At 41.4% G+C, this 21,065-nt stretch carries 11 protein-coding genes and 1 CRISPR repeat array; of the genes, 10 read left to right on the plus strand and 1 reads right to left on the minus strand.

What is annotated here, in order from left to right; genetic code table 11:
• Positions 1 to 902 precede the first annotated feature (902 nt).
• The 6 genes from ACO08I_RS30010 to ACO08I_RS30035 all read left to right on the plus strand — a co-directional run bounded on the left by ACO08I_RS30010 (position 903) and on the right by ACO08I_RS30035 (position 12,896).
• Positions 903 to 1,535: a hypothetical protein gene (locus ACO08I_RS30010; RefSeq protein WP_421948061.1), complete on the plus strand. Its 633-nt coding sequence runs from the start codon at positions 903 to 905 to the stop codon at positions 1,533 to 1,535.
• Between the two features lie 257 nt (positions 1,536 to 1,792).
• On the plus strand, positions 1,793 to 7,198 hold the full coding sequence (locus ACO08I_RS30015; protein WP_421948062.1) for a hypothetical protein: 5,406 nt from the start codon (positions 1,793 to 1,795) through the stop codon (positions 7,196 to 7,198).
• A 423-nt stretch (positions 7,199 to 7,621) separates the two neighbouring features.
• Positions 7,622 to 7,930, plus strand: coding sequence for a hypothetical protein (locus tag ACO08I_RS30020; RefSeq protein WP_421948063.1), 309 nt, complete (start codon positions 7,622 to 7,624; stop codon positions 7,928 to 7,930).
• Between the two features lie 70 nt (positions 7,931 to 8,000).
• Entirely contained in the window at positions 8,001 to 8,990 is a 990-nt protein-coding gene (locus tag ACO08I_RS30025) for a hypothetical protein (protein WP_421948064.1), read from the plus strand.
• Between the two features lie 121 nt (positions 8,991 to 9,111).
• The gene (locus ACO08I_RS30030; protein ID WP_421948065.1) at positions 9,112 to 12,228 is read left to right on the plus strand and encodes a BspA family leucine-rich repeat surface protein; all 3,117 of its coding nucleotides are present in this window, start codon (positions 9,112 to 9,114) and stop codon (positions 12,226 to 12,228) included.
• 29 nt (positions 12,229 to 12,257) lie between these two features.
• Positions 12,258 to 12,896, plus strand: coding sequence for a hypothetical protein (locus ACO08I_RS30035; RefSeq protein WP_421948066.1), 639 nt, complete (start codon positions 12,258 to 12,260; stop codon positions 12,894 to 12,896).
• Positions 12,897 to 13,196: 300 nt separating this feature from the next.
• Positions 13,197 to 15,299: a CRISPR direct-repeat array (repeat unit 37 nt; unit sequence GTCAGAGCACATATCCAGTCCAGAGTAGGATTAAGAC).
• A gap of 355 nt (positions 15,300 to 15,654) precedes the next feature.
• Here ACO08I_RS30035 and ACO08I_RS30040 read toward each other — a convergent pair.
• Positions 15,655 to 15,837, minus strand: coding sequence for a hypothetical protein (locus tag ACO08I_RS30040; protein WP_421948067.1), 183 nt, complete (start codon positions 15,835 to 15,837; stop codon positions 15,655 to 15,657).
• 382 nt (positions 15,838 to 16,219) lie between these two features.
• On the opposite strand from ACO08I_RS30040, the gene ACO08I_RS30045 reads away from it, so the two are divergent.
• The 4 genes from ACO08I_RS30045 (at position 16,220) to ACO08I_RS30060 (ending at position 20,897) form a co-directional block, all read left to right on the plus strand.
• Entirely contained in the window at positions 16,220 to 16,927 is a 708-nt protein-coding gene (locus ACO08I_RS30045) for a hypothetical protein (RefSeq protein ID WP_421948068.1), read from the plus strand.
• 86 nt (positions 16,928 to 17,013) lie between these two features.
• Positions 17,014 to 18,345: a hypothetical protein gene (locus tag ACO08I_RS30050; RefSeq protein WP_421948069.1), complete on the plus strand. Its 1,332-nt coding sequence runs from the start codon at positions 17,014 to 17,016 to the stop codon at positions 18,343 to 18,345.
• 99 nt (positions 18,346 to 18,444) lie between these two features.
• Positions 18,445 to 19,842: a hypothetical protein gene (locus tag ACO08I_RS30055; RefSeq protein WP_421948070.1), complete on the plus strand. Its 1,398-nt coding sequence runs from the start codon at positions 18,445 to 18,447 to the stop codon at positions 19,840 to 19,842.
• A gap of 68 nt (positions 19,843 to 19,910) precedes the next feature.
• Positions 19,911 to 20,897, plus strand: coding sequence for a hypothetical protein (locus ACO08I_RS30060; protein WP_421948071.1), 987 nt, complete (start codon positions 19,911 to 19,913; stop codon positions 20,895 to 20,897).
• Positions 20,898 to 21,065 lie beyond the last annotated feature (168 nt).

A 21,065-nucleotide genomic window follows, 5' to 3' on the forward strand; every position in this document is an offset into this window, starting at 1 on the left:
CGGTTCAGCTGGGAAACTGGAAGAATAAACACACTGGGGGAACCAGCTCGATAGTGTTGAGTGAATTGCTGTACAAACAATTTTTTTTTCTTCCTACAAACCTAGGCATACCCATGACAACTACTGAATGAACAAACAATACTGATTTAATCTTAGATTGTCAAAGTGTTTAGTGAGACTAACGGTTCCTTAACTTTACAACATTAGCATAAAAAATTAAACGATTTCTCAATAACTATACACCAATGAAAGAACAATGTATTGCTGAAGTTGGAACCGAAAGCCTCACAAGGCTGATTGGATTCATTAGACCTCCTATAGTATTTGGCTGAAAGAGATATGAGATACAAACGGACACACAAGAAAGATCGTACCTCACTCCCTTTCAGATAAATCAAAAAAAAGAAGAATCACAATAGGGTGCCATGTAACTAATTGTTTTTTGTGACAGCAAATTACAATTCATTGCTCAGACAAATTCTTCTTAAAAGCCTTTTAAATTCGGATTTGTGCTATAAATCCAAATGTTGTTCTTTTCAACAGGTTGAATAGTTTCCAGATGGTGTTCTCTTTGCTTTATAAATATAAATCACTATAATATGAGTGACATTGACCTTCCCTCATAATGCGCTTTAACAGGACATTTTTTAAACTTTTCCCAATAGGCAGATGCTATTCGGGCTCAGAAAACCCAATAGCGTACGCCGAAACAGTAGGCTCTTTGTACAGGGCGCAAACGGCAGCGTAGTAAAAAATAAGAGGGGAAACCCGAAGGTCTCCACGTGGAAGGTTATGTGGTCTATCGGCTTGATTATTAGATTTTTTTAAAAAAAGGCATAAAAGATTAGCCAAACTCCAAGATTTCCCGTTTAAGCTCTTACATAAGTCAAATAATACCGCCCATGATGAACAACAAAAGCTTAGCAAGTATAGCTGCTGTAGTGTCTATGTCTACCGTTGTAACATACTTTGGGAGTGAATCATTGTTTATATTTTTGCATGGCTACGGTCTTGACCATTGGTTGTACAGACTCTTAGGTCTGTTAGTCTTATTTTCTGTTTTGGCATTACTGTTTGGACGGCTGCTTCACAGCCTCTTTTGTGCTTTTTCGCTTTTATTCTATTTTCCAATAGCCTTTTATGGGGTTAATTCAGTTGTTTTAGCTCCCCAGGCGGGTGAACCAATAACTTGGGTTGAATATTCTGCTGTAGCTGTATTTTATCCGCTTTTATTAGCGCTTTTACCAGGATACACATTGTTCTTGCTGTATACAGAGTATTCTAATGCTATGCCAGATAAAACAGACAAGCATTTATTCCTTTACCTAAGTGTAAGCATTTGTTTTAGCGCTATCGCTTCGTTCTTATTAGCCTCTTTATTTCAAATCACGCCTAAATCTGCTTTCTCAGGGTTCTTTCCTAACGGTCAAATTGAATATAGCAGACCATTCTTTCAATCGTTACTATTTCCTTTTCTTTCAATTGTCATTTTCCCAATTATTATGAATTTTTCAAAGCGGTTTTCAAAGTATTAGTGTAACAGCCGCTCAGAAGGAGGAGGGATTGTGATCTAGGAAACCACTAATTTCCTCTTCCTTATTCATTTTCTCAACATGTCAAAGAACCTACCCGGATTTATCTCTTATAGCTAGCTGCAAAAAGTGTACGGTTGTCAAATGTTATCACATAATATAAGGTACTAATCACTATAAATGGTTATTTTATCACATAATCGTCTGTGTAGGATAACTGGCTTTTATGTTTAGGCAATGAATAAAAAAAACATATTGCCATGAGCCTTTATCTGTCAATTCGCCAGCTTTTGTTGCTAGTACTTTTCATCCTTCCTTTTCTAGGGCTGGGTCAAGTGAATTATCAAACCCAGTATAGCGTTGAACTTCCCCTGATTTCAGGTCCTGATTATTATAATATGAATGCTCTAGGATCTGTTTTTCAGCAAAATTTCCGCTTAAATGGGAAGGATAAGAAGCTAAAGCATATTTTGGTTGAGCATTTTTTTTATGAACAATCAGGTTGGCCAGGGCCTAACCCTATGATGATGCTCAATTTTTATGAGGGTACAGTAGATGATTTAGGCCCTATGATCTATTCTCAGCCTTATATTAGGGAAGTAATAGACCCTGAGATTTCCATTGAAAAACCTAGCAGCTCAACTAAAATGATTCCCATAACGGATTCACTGGTCTTGGAACCTAATAAGGATTACGTTTGGGAATTGGTGAAACCTGATAGTATTGACTGGTGGTCTGGTGGTTACCGTATTTTAAAATCTACTGGCAATGACTGGAAGACTAATTTAGGCGATGAAGGAGTTTGGTTCAAGTTACTTGGTCAGGCAACTTCATTCACTGACAGCACCTTTTCGATTACACATAGGGACAGCTCCAATTATATTGTAGATACATTGTCCAATTATTTCCCATATCTTTTACTAAACAAGTACCAAACCGAGTCATTTGTATGCAAAACCAGTCATGCAGGTAATTTGGATTATCACATTTCAGATACAACTAAACTACGGCTTGAAGTCATAGAGGCATTTCCCGGAATAAAGGAGGAAATCGCTATGGTGGCTATGGACACAGGGCTGTTTACGGTTTATCTCGTAGCACAAGGGGACTCGGTAGCCTACTTTGATATCCATGCTACCGATCGTAAAATGCTGAAGTGCTCCTACACCTATGTGAAGTACCCTGACGAATCGGATCATCATCTGTTAAGCGCATCGGACCAGATAATAGCCTATATAGCAGACATCTACTCTGCTGCTAATATTTTTATCGATTTCACAGACCTTGGTATCAAAGAGTATGAATGGGATTTGAATAACGATGGCAATTCCTATGACCCTGAATTCCTTGAATGGAATTCTACAGTTGCCCAGATTCCTGATACTAGCTATTTCTCTAACATGGTTATGCTTAGACAAAATAAAAATGATTCCTTTTTTGGGGGTGCGAACGGAGGCGGGACTTCCTATGGTTTTGGGCCGACTGATGCGCCTCCAAGACATGGAGTTGTCGCAACTCATTTATTCCGTACGATTCAAAGCCTTGGGTCCACTCTTGCACATGAATTAGGGCACAACTTTGGATTGTCTCATTATTCCACATTTAATGCTAATTACATTTTTGTTCCAAACGACACTAAAAACTTAATGAGAACGGGACGCAATGAAGACTTCTTTTATGGGTTCCAGCTAAGGGTAGTTCACGATATGATTAACTACAGGGAAAGCTTAGGCGAGCATTACGAGTCCAGAGCGATACCTGTTTTCTTTAATCTTCAGGACACTTCCCTTGAATTAAATGATCAAACCGCTTTTTTATTACCGGTTACATCTAATTCTGATGCTTCTTTACTGTTCAGTGTGCTCGAAGGAGACAATGTACTGCAAGTTAAAAGTACAGGTCAACTAGTCCCTTTGGCAGCAGGTATTGCAAAAGTTGGTGTTTTTGCTTACGCTACAGACAGCTATATCGCTGCTTCCGATACCATTACCGTTACGTTAACAACAAGCATCGATCCAGGTAGTATCGAAACAACGGGGGATACAATATGTTACGGAGGCACCCCTCGGGAAATTGGCAGCATAACCTCAGCTACAAGTTCCTGTAATAATATCACTTATAGTTGGCGCTCCTCTCTGGATAACTTCACAGACACAATACCTGGGGCCAATCAACCGACTTATACTCCCCCATCCCCATATAAAACCGTTACTTACAGGCGTTATGCCTTTGATAGTCTGTGTTACTTTGAACCCAAGGTATCCACAGGAGAATGGACAATAACGGTAACTTCCAATCCCTATGATGTTAGCGAGCTGTGCTCTGATGAGCCGCTCGAACTTTCTGTTGATCAGATTGGTGATTTTGCCCCTAATCAGTTGTTAAGTGATTCTCTACTCTTTGAGACCTGCTCTGATTGGAGTGTAACAGCAGTTGCTAATCACTCTAGCTATTTTCAATATGGCAATAATGAAATCGAGGTGATATTGAGCATACCAACAGATACATTTTCTTGTGTCACAAATATATTTCTCAATCAGGCTTCAAGCAAGCTGTCCCCACCGAATGATACGATAGTAGATCAGATTTGTCATATACCACAAGCCGATACATTAATACTGTTCAATCCTTTGGATATGACAGATCTAATACATCTTTACCCATCAGATAGTACAGCAGGAAGTGGCACCGTCCAAACAGGTATATTGCTGGCTGATGCGCTCAGTGTGTGTGGCAGTCCGGACACGTTATATAGAATTTGGAGAGGGACTTACAGTGATATGACTCATGCAGAAGCTATTCAGAGGATCATTGTAAAGCAAGATACTATGGCCCCTGTTACTAACTTCGGTGTCAATCTTCCCCAAGAGAATATATTTTCACCATTCGGAATAGAGCATTGTTTGGATAATGTAATACTTCCGGTAGAGGTTCAGACAAATTGTGACGATACAGACAGCGTCTCCGTTTCCATTTTCTTTGACTATCTGCAGCTAGGCAATCCCACTGCTCTACCGCAGGTGCTGACTGGTAACTATCCAAACTTCAACATTTCAGGTGTTTTTCCTCTTGGTCTCCATTCATTAGAAATCCAAATTGCTGATATTTGTGGTAATGAATCTGTTGCCGTTTTGCCAATTGATGTCAGGGCGGGCTTCGAAGAAGAAAGCCTATGCCCTCCGGTTATTATTGCTGAAGCCAGTGAAGACGGGGTTCTGTTTTCACCCGATGAGTTACTCATTGATACTTTCTTTAATATAGGCTGTTCAGACTGGGAGGCCAGTTTAAACCAGGAATTATTTACATGTGAGGATATTGGCACACATAATGTCATCCTAACACTTACAAATACGCTGGATACATTTGAATGTACCTCTACCATTTATATTAACGATAGTACCCCTCCAGACTTGCTTTGTAAAGATACAACTGTATACCTTTCAGGCTATGACGCTCAAATTGTGACACTTGATTTACTTGGGGCTTCTCTGGGTGATAACTGCTCCCTAACAGATACACTTATATTACCTGAAAAACTTTCCTGTGTTGATATAGGGGATAATGAGATAGTCATTCTTGCCGAAGATGCCAGCGGCAATATCGGTATGTGCACTGCTACAATAACGGTAATCAATGAAGAAGCCCCGGTTGCTTTGTGCCGTGACCTCAGCATCAGCCTCAATTCAGAGGGGGTAGCAGAAATCGTACCACTTGACCTCGACAACGGGTCATACAGCAATTGTGGCAGTCTGTCTTACACTGCTAATCAATTAACCTTTAGCTGCATGAGCTCTGATGTACAAACTGTAGAGCTATATGTGGAAGGCACAAATGGTAAAGCTGATACCTGCAGCAGTACAATTACACTATCCGATCAGGATGCGCCTAATGCCCAATGCCAGGATATTACGGTTTATCTCGGGGCTAACGGGCAGGTCGTTATTCCACCCAGCAGTCTTGATGGGGGGAGCGCAGATAATTGTGGGACTCCAGAATGGGACTCCACTTTTCCTTCGGCTGATTGTGATGAGCTAGGTACTCATTTCGCTCTTTTACTTGTCTCGGATGCGGCAGGCAACACAGATGTTTGTATCTCTGAAATCACCGTAGCAGATACGCTGGGGTCCGTCATTACTTCTTCAATCACAGATACCACCTTAACACTTAATGCCAACTGTGAGGCCATTGTTCCGGATATGACTGGAGCTGCGGTCGTTACCGGAGGGTGTGCTGGTGATGCTGGAAACCTTGTCATCGGGCAATATCCAGTAGCAGGTACTGTACTACCAGAAGATACAACTGTCGTCTCCTTGTTCTTAGAAAACAGCGCGTCGGATAGCCTGCAAATTTCACTCTTTGTAAAGCCTGATACGATTGCACCCGATTTATCGGTGTCCACCCTCTGGGGAACGTTACTCCAACAAGATACCCTTTGGGTTTCCACAATCGATACTTCTTGTGCAATATCTACAGCATTGGAGCTGATTCCCTCTGATAATTGCCCCGTTGCTGATACATTTACCTTAGCTGTTAGCTTGACGGATAGTTTTCCAAATACCTCCCCGGAATATACCTTGGTGTATGATGAGGACAGCGCAGTGTACCGGTTTGAGCTTAGTGCAGAAGACGGATGGTATGCTTTTGACTTTAGCCTCACAGATGCTTTTGGAAATATAGATAGTAGTTCATTGATTATCAGTGTACAAGATAGTGTGCCGCCTGTAGCGATTTGCGAGGACATCCAGGTGGGCGTCACACCGACACAGAACAGCACTATTAGCTTCGCTGATATCGGTATCAATTCGTCAGACAATTGTGGACCGATGGATATTGAGCTATCTCAAACGCAGTTCAGCTGTGCTGATGCCGGGGAACAACTTATCGTATTGACTCTAACCGACCAATTTGGAAACACTTCAGAATGCACCGCAACTGTGACTGTGGTAAATGATTTGGAAGGTCAGCCTTGTAACGACGAAGATGAGTGCACAATAAATGACATATACACGGTCGATTGTGGCTGTGCAGGCACTCTTTTAGATACCAATGATAATGGAATCTGTGACTTGGAAGAGGGCTGTACGCCCCCAACTAACTTAGACGCTGTGGTTGAATCTCCTACAAGTGGTACCTTCTCCTGGTCTGAAGTACCTCAGGCAGAGAGTTATCGCTTTCAGTACCGGCCAATAGGAGAGGATGGTGTCAGTATAGATGTAACAGATAATGAAGTACTTATTACTGATTTTACCCAAGGTGCTACCGTTCAATGGCGGGTGCGTGCTTTGTGTGGAACTGAAAACTCCAGCTTTGTCAACGGCCCTGCTCTTAATCTGGCTGTACCAGGTACTACTTGGTCCGAGCTGAGCGGCGGGGATGAGGACTATCAAAACTTCAGCACCCCGGTACAAGAGGCATCGGGCAATCCATTCAAGCTTTTCCCCAACCCTGTACGGGACAAAGCTTACCTGGTCTTCGAGCAGCCCTTCTCGGGCGTAGTCACAGTAAGCAGTATCTTGGGACAACAACTTTACCGCCTACCGGTCGATAGCCAAAAGCAACTGGAGCTGGATCTTTCCGATTGGAAATCCAGCCATCAGCTATTACTGATTACGGTTGCCGATGGGCACAGTGCGCCGGTGACGAAGCGGGTCTTGGTGGCCCGGTAAAAGCACCGATCCACCATTGCTCCTGATGGGTACTTTTGGGGGAAGGAGATGCCTTGCCCCAAAGGCCCTGTCAGCGGTAGAGACAAAAGGATAGCCAAAGGTTATTCTAGCCGAACTCACTAAAAATAATTTTCAGGCTAGACCTTGGATATTTGCAGGGAAAATGCAGAAAACCTATCTTTGACATAAATCATTGTCTAAGCGCAGATATTGATTTTTCTTAGCACCAATCTATTAACCCATTTATTGTGATCCCAACGTAGGCTGTGTTCTACTAGGGGCTTTTATACCACTTTTCATATTTTCCCTTGCCGTGGAATCATGAAGGGAAATGAGGTTAAGGGGTCTGCTGTACGGATGCGTCTGTGACGGTACCTGACAGCTATACCAAGCAAAACAAATAACACAAAAAACCAAACAAATATGCCTTCATCAAGCATCGCTCCCTTGAGAGCCCTTCACCTGCTTACAGGACTGTGCCCCTTGTTGTGGATCCCCACAGGTTTATTCGGAGCCATCCCCTCTAAAATCGAAAATACAGCACCTTTCATCACCACCTGGAAAACCGACAACCCCGGCATTTCCTGCTCCAGCTGTATAACCATTCCTACCACGGGCGGCGGCTACAACTATGACGTAGACTGGGAGAATGACGGCGTGTATGATGACTTTGGGGTTTCCGGGGATGTTATATACGACTATAGTATTACTGGTGCATATCAGGTGGGATAGGAATTCCTTTTTTACTGACTCTCCACAAGCAAAGGAGCCGTTTTATTAAACTTTCTAAAATAAAATATCAATGAGATTATTGATTTTAGCACCGCTTTTTACTTTATTCTTTTTTGCCACATCTTTTGCTCAAGCACCTGAAAAGATGAATTATCAGGGAGTTGCCCGAGATCTATCAGGTTCACCATTATCAGATCAACAAATCAGCTTGCGCATCAGTATACTGGAAGGGTCTACATCTGGTACAATAAGTTATGCTGAAACCCATAATGTTACAACAAATTCTCTTGGATTGTTTTCGGTTCAAGTAGGTAGTGGAGACCCTTTATCAGGGAGCTTCTCAGCCATTAATTGGGCTGTGAGCACACATTATCTGCAACTCGAAATAGACGAGACTGGTGGTACTGATTATACTCTGGCAGGTACAAATCAATTGCTTTCAGTACCCTATGCGCTTTACGCAAAAAATGCAGGGAATACAGGGTTTTGGTCTCCATATAACGGTGGAATCAGCTATTCTGGGGGTAGTGTTGCTATTGCTGAGGAACTTGGTAGCGACTTTGACCCAAGTCGCCCATTGTCAATAATTGGAAATACACAAGTGGCAAGTGAACGTGATTTTGTTTTTTTAGATAACCAAAATAATTCAAACTTTTCTAATGTGGCCCTAACATTGACTGCTGGTAGCCCTTCAATGCCGGATAGGCCTTTTACTAGGTTATCACATTGTTCACCTAACTATACTGGTGTGCCTGATCAAGCAGGTAAAGGGGTGTTATCTCACCAGAATGGGAATGGTTTGATCATTCGATCAAATCCGGAACTTTCAACAATTAAATTTAAAATAGGCGTTGATGGTAACGTTCCGACAGAAATAGCATCCTTTCAAAAATCTAATTATGTATTCAGTACAGAAGGAGGAATAAGATCAACCTCAGGAGATATCTACATTGAAGAAGTAGGAAAAGGGGTGATCATGACATCACCTAACGGGAATTGTTGGCGGGTAACGGTATCGAACAGCGGAGGCTTTATTAGTACTCAAGTCACCTGTCCATAGAAGTTGGTGTGAGGCTATAAAGACTTTTTAACAAGATTCCCTTTCTCATGAACACATCTTTTTCTGGTTTCTGGGCATCGCTTGCTAAGACTTTAAATCATAAATGAAAACAACTATTAATATGATCTCCAGATTAATAGCTCTATACATTACCTTTTTCATCATTAGCATTGACTGTGCTGGACAAAATTTCACTCCGGTTGTCATAGGATCTTCAGGCAGTGAAGCCCAGGTCGGTGACCTACATATTAGCTGGACATTAGGCGAGCTTGCAACTTCCACTTTGATCAACGGAGGGATAATTGTTAGCCAAGGGTTTCATCAAACTTATGGTATACAAGGCTGCACCAACCCCAATGCCCACAACTACAACCCTGCCGCCACCCAGCATGATGATTCCTGCGAGACCTGCAGTGATGGCATACAAAACGGAGATGAAATCGAAACAGACTGCGGAGGTGCCTTATGCCCACCGTGTAACTCAACCTTTAATGCTTTTATCACTACCTGGAAAACCGACAACCCCGGCGTTTCCTGCTCCAGTTGTATTACCATTCCTACCACGGGCGGCGGCTACAACTATGACGTAGACTGGGAGAATGACGGCGTGTATGATGACTTTGGGGTTTCTGGTGATATCACCCATGATTATGGTACACCGGGCACATATCAGGTGGCTATTCGTGGGGATTTTCCGAGGATTTATTTTAATGATGAAGGGGATAAGGAAAAAATCCTTTCGGTTGATCAATGGGGAGATATCGAATGGTCTACTATGGCGTATGCCTTCAGGGGTTGTTCCAACCTTGCAGGCCAAGCTATAGACAAACCCGATTTATCTGGTGTTCAAAGTTTGGAAGGAATGTTCTTAGGTGCAGAATCCTTCAATCAGGATATAGGCGGCTGGGATGTGAGCAGTGCGACTAATATGCGTTCTATGTTCTCATACGCGGAGTCTTTCAATCAGGATATAGGCGGCTGGGATGTCAGTAGTGTAACAAATATGTTTGGCATGTTCTCATCTGCGTCTTCCTTCAATCAAGATATAGGCGGCTGGGACGTCAGTAGTGTGGTCGATATAGGGGGGATGTTCTTTCAAACAGAATCTTTCAATCAGGATATAGGCGGCTGGGATGTCAGCAGTGTGACCAATATGTATGGGATGTTCTGGAAGGCAAGTTCTTTCAATCAAGATATAGGTGGCTGGGACGTCAGCAATGTTAATGATATGTTTTATATGTTCCATTCAGCTATTGCTTTCAATCAAGATATAGGGAGCTGGAATACCAATACTGTTACAAACATGAAGGCTATGTTCGCCGGAGCAGAATCCTTCAATCAGGATATAGGCGGCTGGGACCTCAGTAATGTGACTGATATAACATATATGTTCAGTGGCGCATCGTCCTTCAACGGAGATATAGGCGGTTGGGACCTAAGTAGTGTAACTGATACAAGATTTATGTTCAATCAAGCGAGTGCTTTCAATCAGGATATAGGCGGTTGGGACGTCAGCAATGTGACCTCTATGGTCCAAATGTTTGAAGGCGCAACCTCTTTCGATCAGAACATAGGGGGCTGGGATATTAGTAACGTGACTGATATGTTTTTTATGTTATTTGATGTTGGGTTGTCCATAACTAGCTATGATAGTACCCTGATTGGTTGGGCCAATCAAAATGTTCAGGATGGTATTGAGCTCATGGTCCCTAACTTGAAATATTGCGCTGGCGAGGACGCAAGGAATATATTAATCAACGATTATAATTGGGCCTTCGGAGGAGATGAGTTAGACTGTTCCGCAATATTAGGCTGTACCAATCCCAATGCCCACAACTATAACCCTTCTGCCACCCAGGACGATGGCTCCTGTGAAACCTGCAGCGATGGCATACAAAACGGCGATGAGACAGATATAGATTGTGGTGGCGCGCTTTGTAGCCCCTGTGCAACGGGCTGCACTGCCCCCACCAATCTCTCTACCAATAATACATCAGGTACAACCGTCACCATCTCCTGGCCAGCGGTACCGGGAGCAGTAGAGTATTTCATTCAGTATATTGTACAGGGAGCCCCGCTTAATACGGTCAGCACAGGGACCACCACAATGACAGAGGTAACCCTCCCAGGGCTGCTTCCCTCAACAACCTACCAATGGAGGGTCAGAGCCATATGCAGCGATGAAAATTCTCCTTATTCCGATATTGCTTCCTTTACCACATCTGCCTGCTCAGATATGGACGGTGATGGCATTTGCGATAGTCAGGATGATTGCCCGGACCTCGATAATGCCCTTATCGGTTCTCCCTGTGATGATGGGGATGACTGCACAGAAAATGATGTTTACGGCACAGATTGTAACTGTGCAGGGCAGCTCATCGATACCAACGCAAATGATATTTGCGACCTGCTGGAAAACGGTTGTGAAGCCCCTGTCAGCCTACAAGCCATCGACCTCACGGATGACAGTGCCACCCTCGCCTGGGACGCAGTGCTGGGAGCTACGGAGTACCAGGTTCAATACCTGGAGAATGGAGCGCCGGCCATTGCAGTGGTTTCCCTAACGGTAACGAGCAACAGCGTGGATATCACTGATTTGACCTTTGGCTCAGGCTATCAATGGCGGGTCAAAGCTATCTGCCCGGACGGTGACACTCCGTGGTCGGAAACGGGCGAATTCCTTATCGGCATAGCCCCATGCCCCAAACCGGCCAATCTGTTAGCCCAGTCCCAGTCCGCCACCTCTGCCACCTTTTCCTGGGATGCAGTAGCGGAGGCAACAGCCTACCGCTTCCAGTACCGTCCTATCGGTGGGGATGGCGTTTCTATCGATGTCCCGGTCAGTAGCAGCTACACGGTCAATAATCTACCCGTTGGCGCTACGGTACAGTGGCGTGTAAGATCGTTATGTGATGGTGAAAATTCTGGTTTTGAAGTAGGGCCTAGTGTCACACTCTCTGCCCCTATGCCTTTAGTTGGAGGTAGTAATGATAGTGGCTTTACTCTATTCCCTAACCCTAATGACGGGCAGTTTACCGTCTCCCTTCCGTACCGGGAACAGGGCAGCACCGTAGTCGTCCGCAACGCTGTAGGCCAGACGGTCTACACCGCCCAGACCACGGAAACTCAGCTCCTGATTGACCTGAGGGGGGCTTATTCCGCATCAGGTCTCCTTTTTGTAACTGTGCAGGGTGAGGGGCGTGCGCCGGTGACGAAGCGGGTCTTGGTGAGTCGGTAAAAGAGTCAGTTCTTTAAAAAAAATGAAAAATGAATTTCAATATCAAGTATTTAGCATTCCTGGTTTTACTGAATGCTGCCTTAGGAGGCACAAGATCCTTTGCCCAGCAGGAATACACCTATTCTGAGGTTAAGGTTATTGAGCAGTACCAAAAAGTGTTTAATAACCTCAGGAGTGGAGATGATAGTGGTTTGGAAATGAGCTTGCTAAGCATTCGTATTAGGGAAAGCGGGTCAGATAGTGTGAAGCATATCGCTGGAATTAGTGTAAGGGTGGCGTCTGAAGAAGTATCTCAAACGATGAGTAGCGCGGGGGTTGCCTTGACGGGAGACTTAGGTATCGCCATAGGTCGGTCAAGAACGTCAGTGGTTGAAACTAATAAAGGGGAGATTTTTTTACAGATAGAGGATATTAATTCTCTTATTACCTTTCTGGAAAAGTCAGTTAGCCTTATCTACGGGCAGCAGAAACAGGAATATAATAGCTCGTGGCGCATTGATTTTGAAGATGGATTAACCTGGGGTTTGCTTTACGACCAAAACTCATTTGACAAGTGGTTCTATTTTGTAGAGATAGGTAGTGCAAGGTTTGAAATTAATCACGAGGAGGGAAAAGCTATTCTTAAAATGATAGCAAAATCAAGGCGGTGGATTAATGAGAATATGTAGAGCGGTAAACGTCTATGTGGTTGCACGGGAATGGAGAGATGTTTAAAAGAGAGGTGACGAGTTTGCAGTAGGAGAGGGGGCTGGTGCAAGGCAATAAAAAATATCCCTATAGCAATGGAACGAATCCGCCTGAATTTGCGTATATTGCTTGTATTCCGGCAGGGAGTTGTACTTCCTGTTCGGTAATGATCTATTAAGTAAAAGCAGTGGTCTCAAACGAAAAACCCCTGTTAAAAAGTGTTAAAATTTCAAGTTCTTTGATATTAATGGTTTGTTATTCAGCTAGTTATAGAGATTGCAGTCAGAGCACATATCCAGTCCAGAGTAGGATTAAGACTATAAAAACCAGCACCCAATAAAACCTGCAATCAGATGTCAGAGCACATATCCAGTCCAGAGTAGGATTAAGACTGATTCTTCTGACGGTGTAGCATCACAGCTACATGAGTCAGAGCACATATCCAGTCCAGAGTAGGATTAAGACGTTGTCTAGTCCAATCAGACCGTCGTGACAGCATTCGTCAGAGCACATATCCAGTCCAGAGTAGGATTAAGACACCCTGTTTATACTCGCTAGGACGAGTTTAAAAGAAGTCAGAGCACATATCCAGTCCAGAGTAGGATTAAGACCCAAGATTAGGGCTACCTTCGGTACCGTAATCTTTGTCAGAGCACATATCCAGTCCAGAGTAGGATTAAGACCCCAGCAGACTCCCGCCATAAAGAAGGCCGTCAGCGGTCAGAGCACATATCCAGTCCAGAGTAGGATTAAGACACGATGTCACCTTTGTTGTACCGCTTTTTTAGATCGGGTCAGAGCACATATCCAGTCCAGAGTAGGATTAAGACCGGGGTGATAATCTTTCCTCTCAGGGCTCTCAGCAGCTGTCAGAGCACATATCCAGTCCAGAGTAGGATTAAGACGTACCGTTTGGGTATTGGTACTCCGGGAAGTCGTAGCGTCAGAGCACATATCCAGTCCAGAGTAGGATTAAGACTTAGGTTTTTGTTGTTGTTGATTGCTTACAGTTACGTCAGAGCACATATCCAGTCCAGAGTAGGATTAAGACCTTAGTTCGTATTTTTTAAGGCCTCCAAAGGTTTGTAGGTCAGAGCACATATCCAGTCCAGAGTAGGATTAAGACCCGTTCGGCGTTGATTGAATGTAAAAAATCTTGTTGGTCAGAGCACATATCCAGTCCAGAGTAGGATTAAGACTTGTTCTTAACTCAGCGCCAGTTTCATGTCCTCAACGTCAGAGCACATATCCAGTCCAGAGTAGGATTAAGACCTGCATCCGGTGCTGCTTAATCTGTGAATAAGATATATCGTCAGAGCACATATCCAGTCCAGAGTAGGATTAAGACAATACAAAATATTATCCTCTATCTCCCTAATTAAAGAGTCAGAGCACATATCCAGTCCAGAGTAGGATTAAGACACCAATAAAAAGAATCATGAAATAGCGAAAAACTTTCATGTCAGAGCACATATCCAGTCCAGAGTAGGATTAAGACACCAATAAAAAGAATCATGAAATAGCGAAAAACTTTCATGTCAGAGCACATATCCAGTCCAGAGTAGGATTAAGACTCATTATGCCCCGATCTTTAGAAGATCTTGGCGAGTCAGAGCACATATCCAGTCCAGAGTAGGATTAAGACCCGATGAAAACATCAAGCTTTGACACGAACACAGAAAGGTCAGAGCACATATCCAGTCCAGAGTAGGATTAAGACAGCCAGAAGTCAGAGTATCCTTCAATGCTTCTAATGTCAGAGCACATATCCAGTCCAGAGTAGGATTAAGACTATTGCGATCTTTTCACATGCTTGTCTGCAATGTAGTCAGAGCACATATCCAGTCCAGAGTAGGATTAAGACCCTAGTAAGCCGATAGCCCAAAAGAATGCGATCATAATGTCAGAGCACATATCCAGTCCAGAGTAGGATTAAGACTATTGCGATCTTTTCACATGCTTGTCTGCAATGTAGTCAGAGCACATATCCAGTCCAGAGTAGGATTAAGACCCTAGTAAGCCGATAGCCCAAAAGAATGCGATCATAATGTCAGAGCACATATCCAGTCCAGAGTAGGATTAAGACAGCTTGTTTGTCATCGCAGTTGAAAGTTGCTGGCCACCGTCAGAGCACATATCCAGTCCAGAGTAGGATTAAGACCATATTCCTTTTGTATGTTATATGTGCTTGTTTTTTTTGTCAGAGCACATATCCAGTCCAGAGTAGGATTAAGACCAAGTCCTTTAGCCCACTTTGCGAGGCCGTTTTTAAGTCAGAGCACATATCCAGTCCAGAGTAGGATTAAGACTTTACATACACTGTACTTTGCCCTATTCCTACTTTAATGTCAGAGCGCATATCCAGTCCAGAGTAGGATTAAGACAAATGTGGCCTACTGAGTTGAACTTGATTACGTTTTCGTCAGAGCGCATATCCAGTCCAGATGGCTGCGTGCACCGCACGCTAAGCCATGCAGACCAAAGCATCGCTTTGCGTCAGCAGTAGGATTAAGATCCCGGTAAAGACTTACTAAGGTTCGCCTTATGGGCTCACCAAGTAAGTCTAGGACCGGGACTAAATCGGCGCTATGGCTTTGGCTGGGGCAGCCGATTTAGCTTTACTTTTGGATTGGAGTATAGATAGATGATGTATTTTTGGTCAGATGCCCGCTTGCACCGCACCCCTAGATGCTGACAAGCGCAGTTTCGTCAGTAAGAAAGGGCATACCGCGTAAAGCGTTAGCTTTTCCAGTAGCGAGCATCCAGGATAGTAAAGGCACCCGGACTACGCACGTCACCAAACTCGCGGTACTGCACCGCTTTGAGCGGTGTCAGCTCACCGTTGTTCACACGCTCAGCGTAGCTCGCTACGAGCTTCTCAAATTCCGTTGTCTTCGCTTTTGATTTCGACTTAACTGCCATTGTAAATGATTTTGCGTTAAGCGGGGGGATATCCCACCGCCACGAACGGTGGGGGGTGGTCTGTGTGAAGTGGTGGGCGCTTTTGTCTGTGAGGTACAGAGCGTTATAGCGCTTGCGTTTACGGGGACGTTTGGCAATGGCTGAAAAAAATATGCGTAATCTGCAATAAAGATTTTAGGGTTCGATTTATTTCTCTATCTTCATTGTTGAAGATCAATCCTACCGCTTAGCCTATTTTTCAGAAGAACAGATGATACTGTCCTTTTCAGCTTCCGCTTACACGCTGAAAGGCTTGTGCCTAGAGTAAGTAAGAGCATGAGGTTGGCAGGGAATAAGGGAATAGGACTTCGCGAACGATTAGATGTGCACTAAATAAACAATTATGAAAATTCCAACTCTTCTAACTTTTCTTTCTCTAGTCATTTTCTTTTGGAGCTGTACAGATACACTCGATAAAAAAGTAGGTACAGTTGATGCTTCTGTAATCGAGCAATTATTGGCTAACATTGACACTCTCAAGCCACAGAAAATAAATTACATCAAAGATGCTCTTAATCAGAAAGGAAACTTTGAAACAACTTACCGAAAGCTAATATCTGATTTGTCTATTCAGTACGATAGCATAGAAAGGCAAGTTTTACAGCAAATGGATATCAACGAGAAGTTAAATGGAATGATCTACAATATAAAAGACATTTATGGTGCTTGTCTTCAGGAATGTTATTACAATGGAAATGTAAGTTTTAGAAATCCATTTAATAAAGATATCAGGTATATGATAACTGAATTCAAATACTCTGACGAATATAATAGAGGCTTTGAAGGAGTTGCGAAAATAACGGATGAACCCAATCAGTACGACCCAGAAAGATTAAAAGCGGATTTTTCAGCAGGTTCTAGCGGTAACTATGAACTGTCATTAGGGGGAGGGGGCGGAACTGGTGGACTTTGGCAAGCCGAGTTCAAAAAAGATAAATGGTACAGGGAATTGAACAAAGAGAATTTTTCAATAAAAGTAAACAAAGTTGTTTTTATTGATGAGAGCGAAGTTGAACACGAAGAGATAAGTTGGAAGTACTTAGAAAAATAGAATTGTCAGGCTTTGATCGTGGTAGCTGTCTGTATCAAGTTAACGACTGTAATGTTGGCTTAGGATAGCGTTAAAAAAAAATAAAAATGATGATAAAAATTCTGAAAAATCTAATTTTTGGTAAACCTGAATTAAATTTAAAAGAGGTCTTCAAAACTGGAGGAATACCCAAATATACATTTGTTAGTAGGAACGCCATCCGTTTAGATATTTTACAGACTGTGAAGAACAAGGAGAGAGCTTTACTCTTTCTGGGGTATTCCAAAAGTGGAAAAACTGTCTACCGGAAAAATCTTTTTTCTGAAGAAGAATTCACTACCGTAATTTTTAGATGTAACAAAAAATCGCAAATTTCTGATTTGTATAACCTTATTGCCTCCGAACTTAAATTAGGACAAATAATTACAACTACGGATACAAGTGGTATTGGTCATTCGACATCAACCAGTATGACTATAAAAGTTCCCGAGACCTTTGACACTTCTACTGGTGTATCTGCTCACGCAAATTATAGCTACGCAAAAACTGAGGAACATGCGAAAGTAAGAGTGGATGTAAATTTTCTTTGCAATAACATCCATGATAAGGAGCATTTAATCATAATACTGGAAGATTATCATCTTGTCAACCCCGAATTTAACAATATACTATCTGAGGATTTGAAGCATTTCATTGATGAAGAGATACAATTCTTATTAATAGGAATACCTAGTGCACCTAATCGGGCACTAAAGAACAATCCAGACTTATCAGGACGATTAAAGCATATCAACTTTGATTACTTAACCAGTAATGAAGTTGAAGAACTCATAAAAAAAGGAGTGAAACATCTAAATGTGGAATTTTCAAAAGAGGTTATTGAGGAAATTTGTAACGCTTCCTTAAAGAATGCTTTCCTAGTTCAGTTTATTTGTCCGAAGACTTTAGAGTTAAAAGGGATAAATTCTACTTTAAAAAAGAAAATCTTTATAACCGATACTAACGATATTTACGAAGCCTGTAAAGAAATTGCAAAAGATTTAGACAACGATTACTCGGCAGTGTACGATGTAATATCCTCTGGAGTCAGGCGACAACAAGATAACAAGGTTTATAACCAGTATGAAGAAGTATTAAAAGCAATAAGGAAGACTTCTATTGAGGTGTTAGAAAAAGGAGTTTATTACACTGACATAGCAACTAAAACCCATAAAGAATTTTCTGATGAAGAAGTTGCCGAATTAATAGCAGCAGGAAGATACAAAGATAAAGCCTCATTCAAAGGGGCCATAACAAATCAGGTAAGACAAGCCGTAGAAAGAATAGAGTCGACTTTAGAAAAAGGAAGTGCAAGAGATATTGTATTAGTTCAGGATATGAAAATATTTGTCATGGATTTGATATTTAAGTTTTATTTAAACTGGAAAGAAGAAGAGTGAGAAAACATACAGAACCACTAGCTACCTGACTATAATCCGCATGCGCTCTGGATGGCAGATATTCAATCCGCGTTATGCTCAATCAAATTAAACCTGAGAATGAAAAAAATATTAGGAGTCGGAATTGACCTTGGTTCAAAAAAAAATGTGGATACTGTTGGATTTAATGACCTATTTTCTATGTCTGATTATGATATAGTGATTTTCCATCCTAAAAATATAACAACTTTTTATCCAAAGGACACTATTTATAATCCATATAAAGGGAAGTCATTATTATCAAAGAACTCATCAGTTCAACTCAGAGACAAATTTAAATATTTGAAAGATGAAATAAATAATTTTTTAGAAATAGGCAATTCCATATTTGTGATTATGCCTAAGCCTGAAGAGTTTTACGCTTATCCAGCAGATATTAAACCATATACGGGAACTGAAGATTCAGAAAAGTTAAACAATTATAGTTTCTTGCCTATTCAATGCGCGTTTAATTTTTCCAAAGGGAAAACAACATTACCAGATAATCAACTTATAAAAGCATTTCATAAAGACTTTTACGAAGATATTGAATACAGTTGTGCAATTGTTATTGAAGAAAAAGCGGTAAGGAATTTACTTTTAGATAGAAATAAAAGTAAAGTCGTTAGCAGCGTGATTTATAAAAACAAAGGAGCAATAGTCTTATTGCCTACATTTCAGAATAAGAGTTTTCTTTTTGCTGTTGAAGGAAACTCTAAAATAGCTACTTTAGAAGAAGAGACTGGAAAAAGGTTACTACAACATATCGTCAAGCTAGATAAAGAAATAAATACAAGAAGTGAAATTACTCCTCCACCAAGTTGGATTGATCAAGAAAGTTACGAATTGAAGGAATCTACTAGAATTGATAAAATGATTCAATTGAAAAACAAAAAAATTGAAGAAATTAAGTCGGAAATTTCTGAATTAGAGATAAATCTTAAAGAAGAAAGAGCTCTACTTGGTCTCTTATATGAAACGGGAAAAAGTCTTGAAAAGTCCGTTATAATGGCATTACATTTATTAGGATATAAGGCGGAAAATTATGATGATGGGGTTTTGGAACTAGATCAAGTAATATTATCACCTGAGAATAAAAGGTACATTGGAGAATGTGAAGGAAAAGACAATAAGGCTATTCACATAGGTAAGTTCCGGCAATTAAATGATCTAATCCTAGAGGATTATGAAAGAGAGGATGTAGAAGAAATGGCAACTGGAATACTTTTTGGAAATCCTCAAAGGTTGTTAGATCCCAAAACTAGAGATGTGGATTTTACACAAAAATGTGTTTCGGGCGCAGAAAGAGAAAAGATCGCTTTGATAAAAACACCTGACCTATTTCACGTAGCAAGGTATGTTAAAGAGAGCGATGATCTGGAATATGCAAAAAAATGTAGAGATGCTATCAATGATCAATTAGGGAGAGTTGTAATTTTTCCTGCTTTGCCAGATAAAAATGAACATGGCACAAGTTAGCCGATAATACTCCGCTGCGTACTGCGGCTGCACAACCCGTTAGCTTCCACCAAAACAAAAAACAGTAAATGAATAAAATCACAATTACTTTAATTGAAAATGGAGAGCATTCTCTAAGGAAAGGGATTAAAGCATATAACACATTTCAAGAGAGCTCAGAGAATGTCGATAAAGATAAGATGTATCTAAAAGAAGCTTTAATGTTTATTCACCATGGAGTTGAATTACTTATGAAAGAAGTACTAGTGAGAAAAAGTGAATACCTAATTTTTAGCGATTTGAAGGCAGCAACTAGAAAGCAAAATCAAGCAAATAGCTCGGGAATCGGAATCTTCTATCTTGAAAAACCCCCACATACGGTTACTTATACAGAGGCTATAGATCGAGTTTGTGCCTTTGTTGAAAAACTTGATGATGACTTCCAGAAAACATTGATAGAGTTAAATAACTTTAGAAACCAAATAGAACACTATCAAATTGATGTAACAAAAGATGAGATTCAAGATATAATCGATAATGTTCTTCCATCATTAGAGAAATTCCTTGAAGAAAAACTTTCGATTCGATTAAGTTCTGATATTGAGGAGGAAATAAAGATTATACATAAATCCAGAGTAAAAAGGCATCAGTTTAATAGTATGGCTGAAAAAGATTTTGCCGATATATTACCATTTCTTAGTGGTCAACTGATGGATAAAGAAATAATGAACAGTGATCACGATGTTAAAATACCTAAAATATCAAAAGTCATTAAGGATTTAAAAAAGTACTCAAAAGAAAGAGGCTTTAGGTATGTTCCAGACTTTTTAATTAAAAATGGAGATCAAGATTGGATAGTTGAAGTGAAAGGAATAAGATTTTCAGAACATACGTTGTATAACCTGATCGATTTTTTAGATAAGTCGAAAGATAATGTACAATTATGGTTAGTAACAATAGGAGATCTTGATAATGAGCTGTTAAAGAAAAGGTTAAAAGAAAAAGGTGTTTATCTTTCTAATTTGTACAATTTGAAAGAAGAAGTAAAGAAAAGGCGGGAAGCTAACAATGGCTAGCCGACAATACCCCCGCTACGCTCCGCACTACAACTAGTTTACGCCTACTTCAAAACCCTAAACACCCGCTCCCCAACCCACACCAAGTACATTCCCGGTCCCAGAAAAGAAAGGTCCAGCTCAACGCCCTCTGAGAAGTCCTGCTTCAGCTGAACCCGCCCCCGCAGG

The organism is Phaeodactylibacter xiamenensis (genome assembly GCF_965229835.1).
Classification (GTDB): domain Bacteria; phylum Bacteroidota; class Bacteroidia; order Chitinophagales; family Saprospiraceae; genus Phaeodactylibacter; species Phaeodactylibacter xiamenensis.

Bases quoted from the DNA above. Each gene is read 5' to 3' on its own strand.
- ACO08I_RS30060 (WP_421948071.1), top strand. From the start codon at position 19,911: ATGAATAAAATCACAATTACTTTAATTGAAAATGGAGAGCATTCTCTA.
- ACO08I_RS30020 (WP_421948063.1), top strand. From the start codon at position 7,622: ATGCCTTCATCAAGCATCGCTCCCTTGAGAGCCCTTCACCTGCTTACA.
- ACO08I_RS30035 (WP_421948066.1), top strand. From the start codon at position 12,258: ATGAATTTCAATATCAAGTATTTAGCATTCCTGGTTTTACTGAATGCT.
- ACO08I_RS30010 (WP_421948061.1), top strand. From the start codon at position 903: ATGATGAACAACAAAAGCTTAGCAAGTATAGCTGCTGTAGTGTCTATG.
- ACO08I_RS30040 (WP_421948067.1), bottom strand. From the start codon at position 15,837: ATGGCAGTTAAGTCGAAATCAAAAGCGAAGACAACGGAATTTGAGAAG.
- ACO08I_RS30030 (WP_421948065.1), top strand. From the start codon at position 9,112: ATGATCTCCAGATTAATAGCTCTATACATTACCTTTTTCATCATTAGC.
- ACO08I_RS30045 (WP_421948068.1), top strand. From the start codon at position 16,220: ATGAAAATTCCAACTCTTCTAACTTTTCTTTCTCTAGTCATTTTCTTT.
- ACO08I_RS30025 (WP_421948064.1), top strand. From the start codon at position 8,001: ATGAGATTATTGATTTTAGCACCGCTTTTTACTTTATTCTTTTTTGCC.
- ACO08I_RS30055 (WP_421948070.1), top strand. From the start codon at position 18,445: ATGAAAAAAATATTAGGAGTCGGAATTGACCTTGGTTCAAAAAAAAAT.
- ACO08I_RS30050 (WP_421948069.1), top strand. From the start codon at position 17,014: ATGATGATAAAAATTCTGAAAAATCTAATTTTTGGTAAACCTGAATTA.
- ACO08I_RS30015 (WP_421948062.1), top strand. From the start codon at position 1,793: ATGAGCCTTTATCTGTCAATTCGCCAGCTTTTGTTGCTAGTACTTTTC.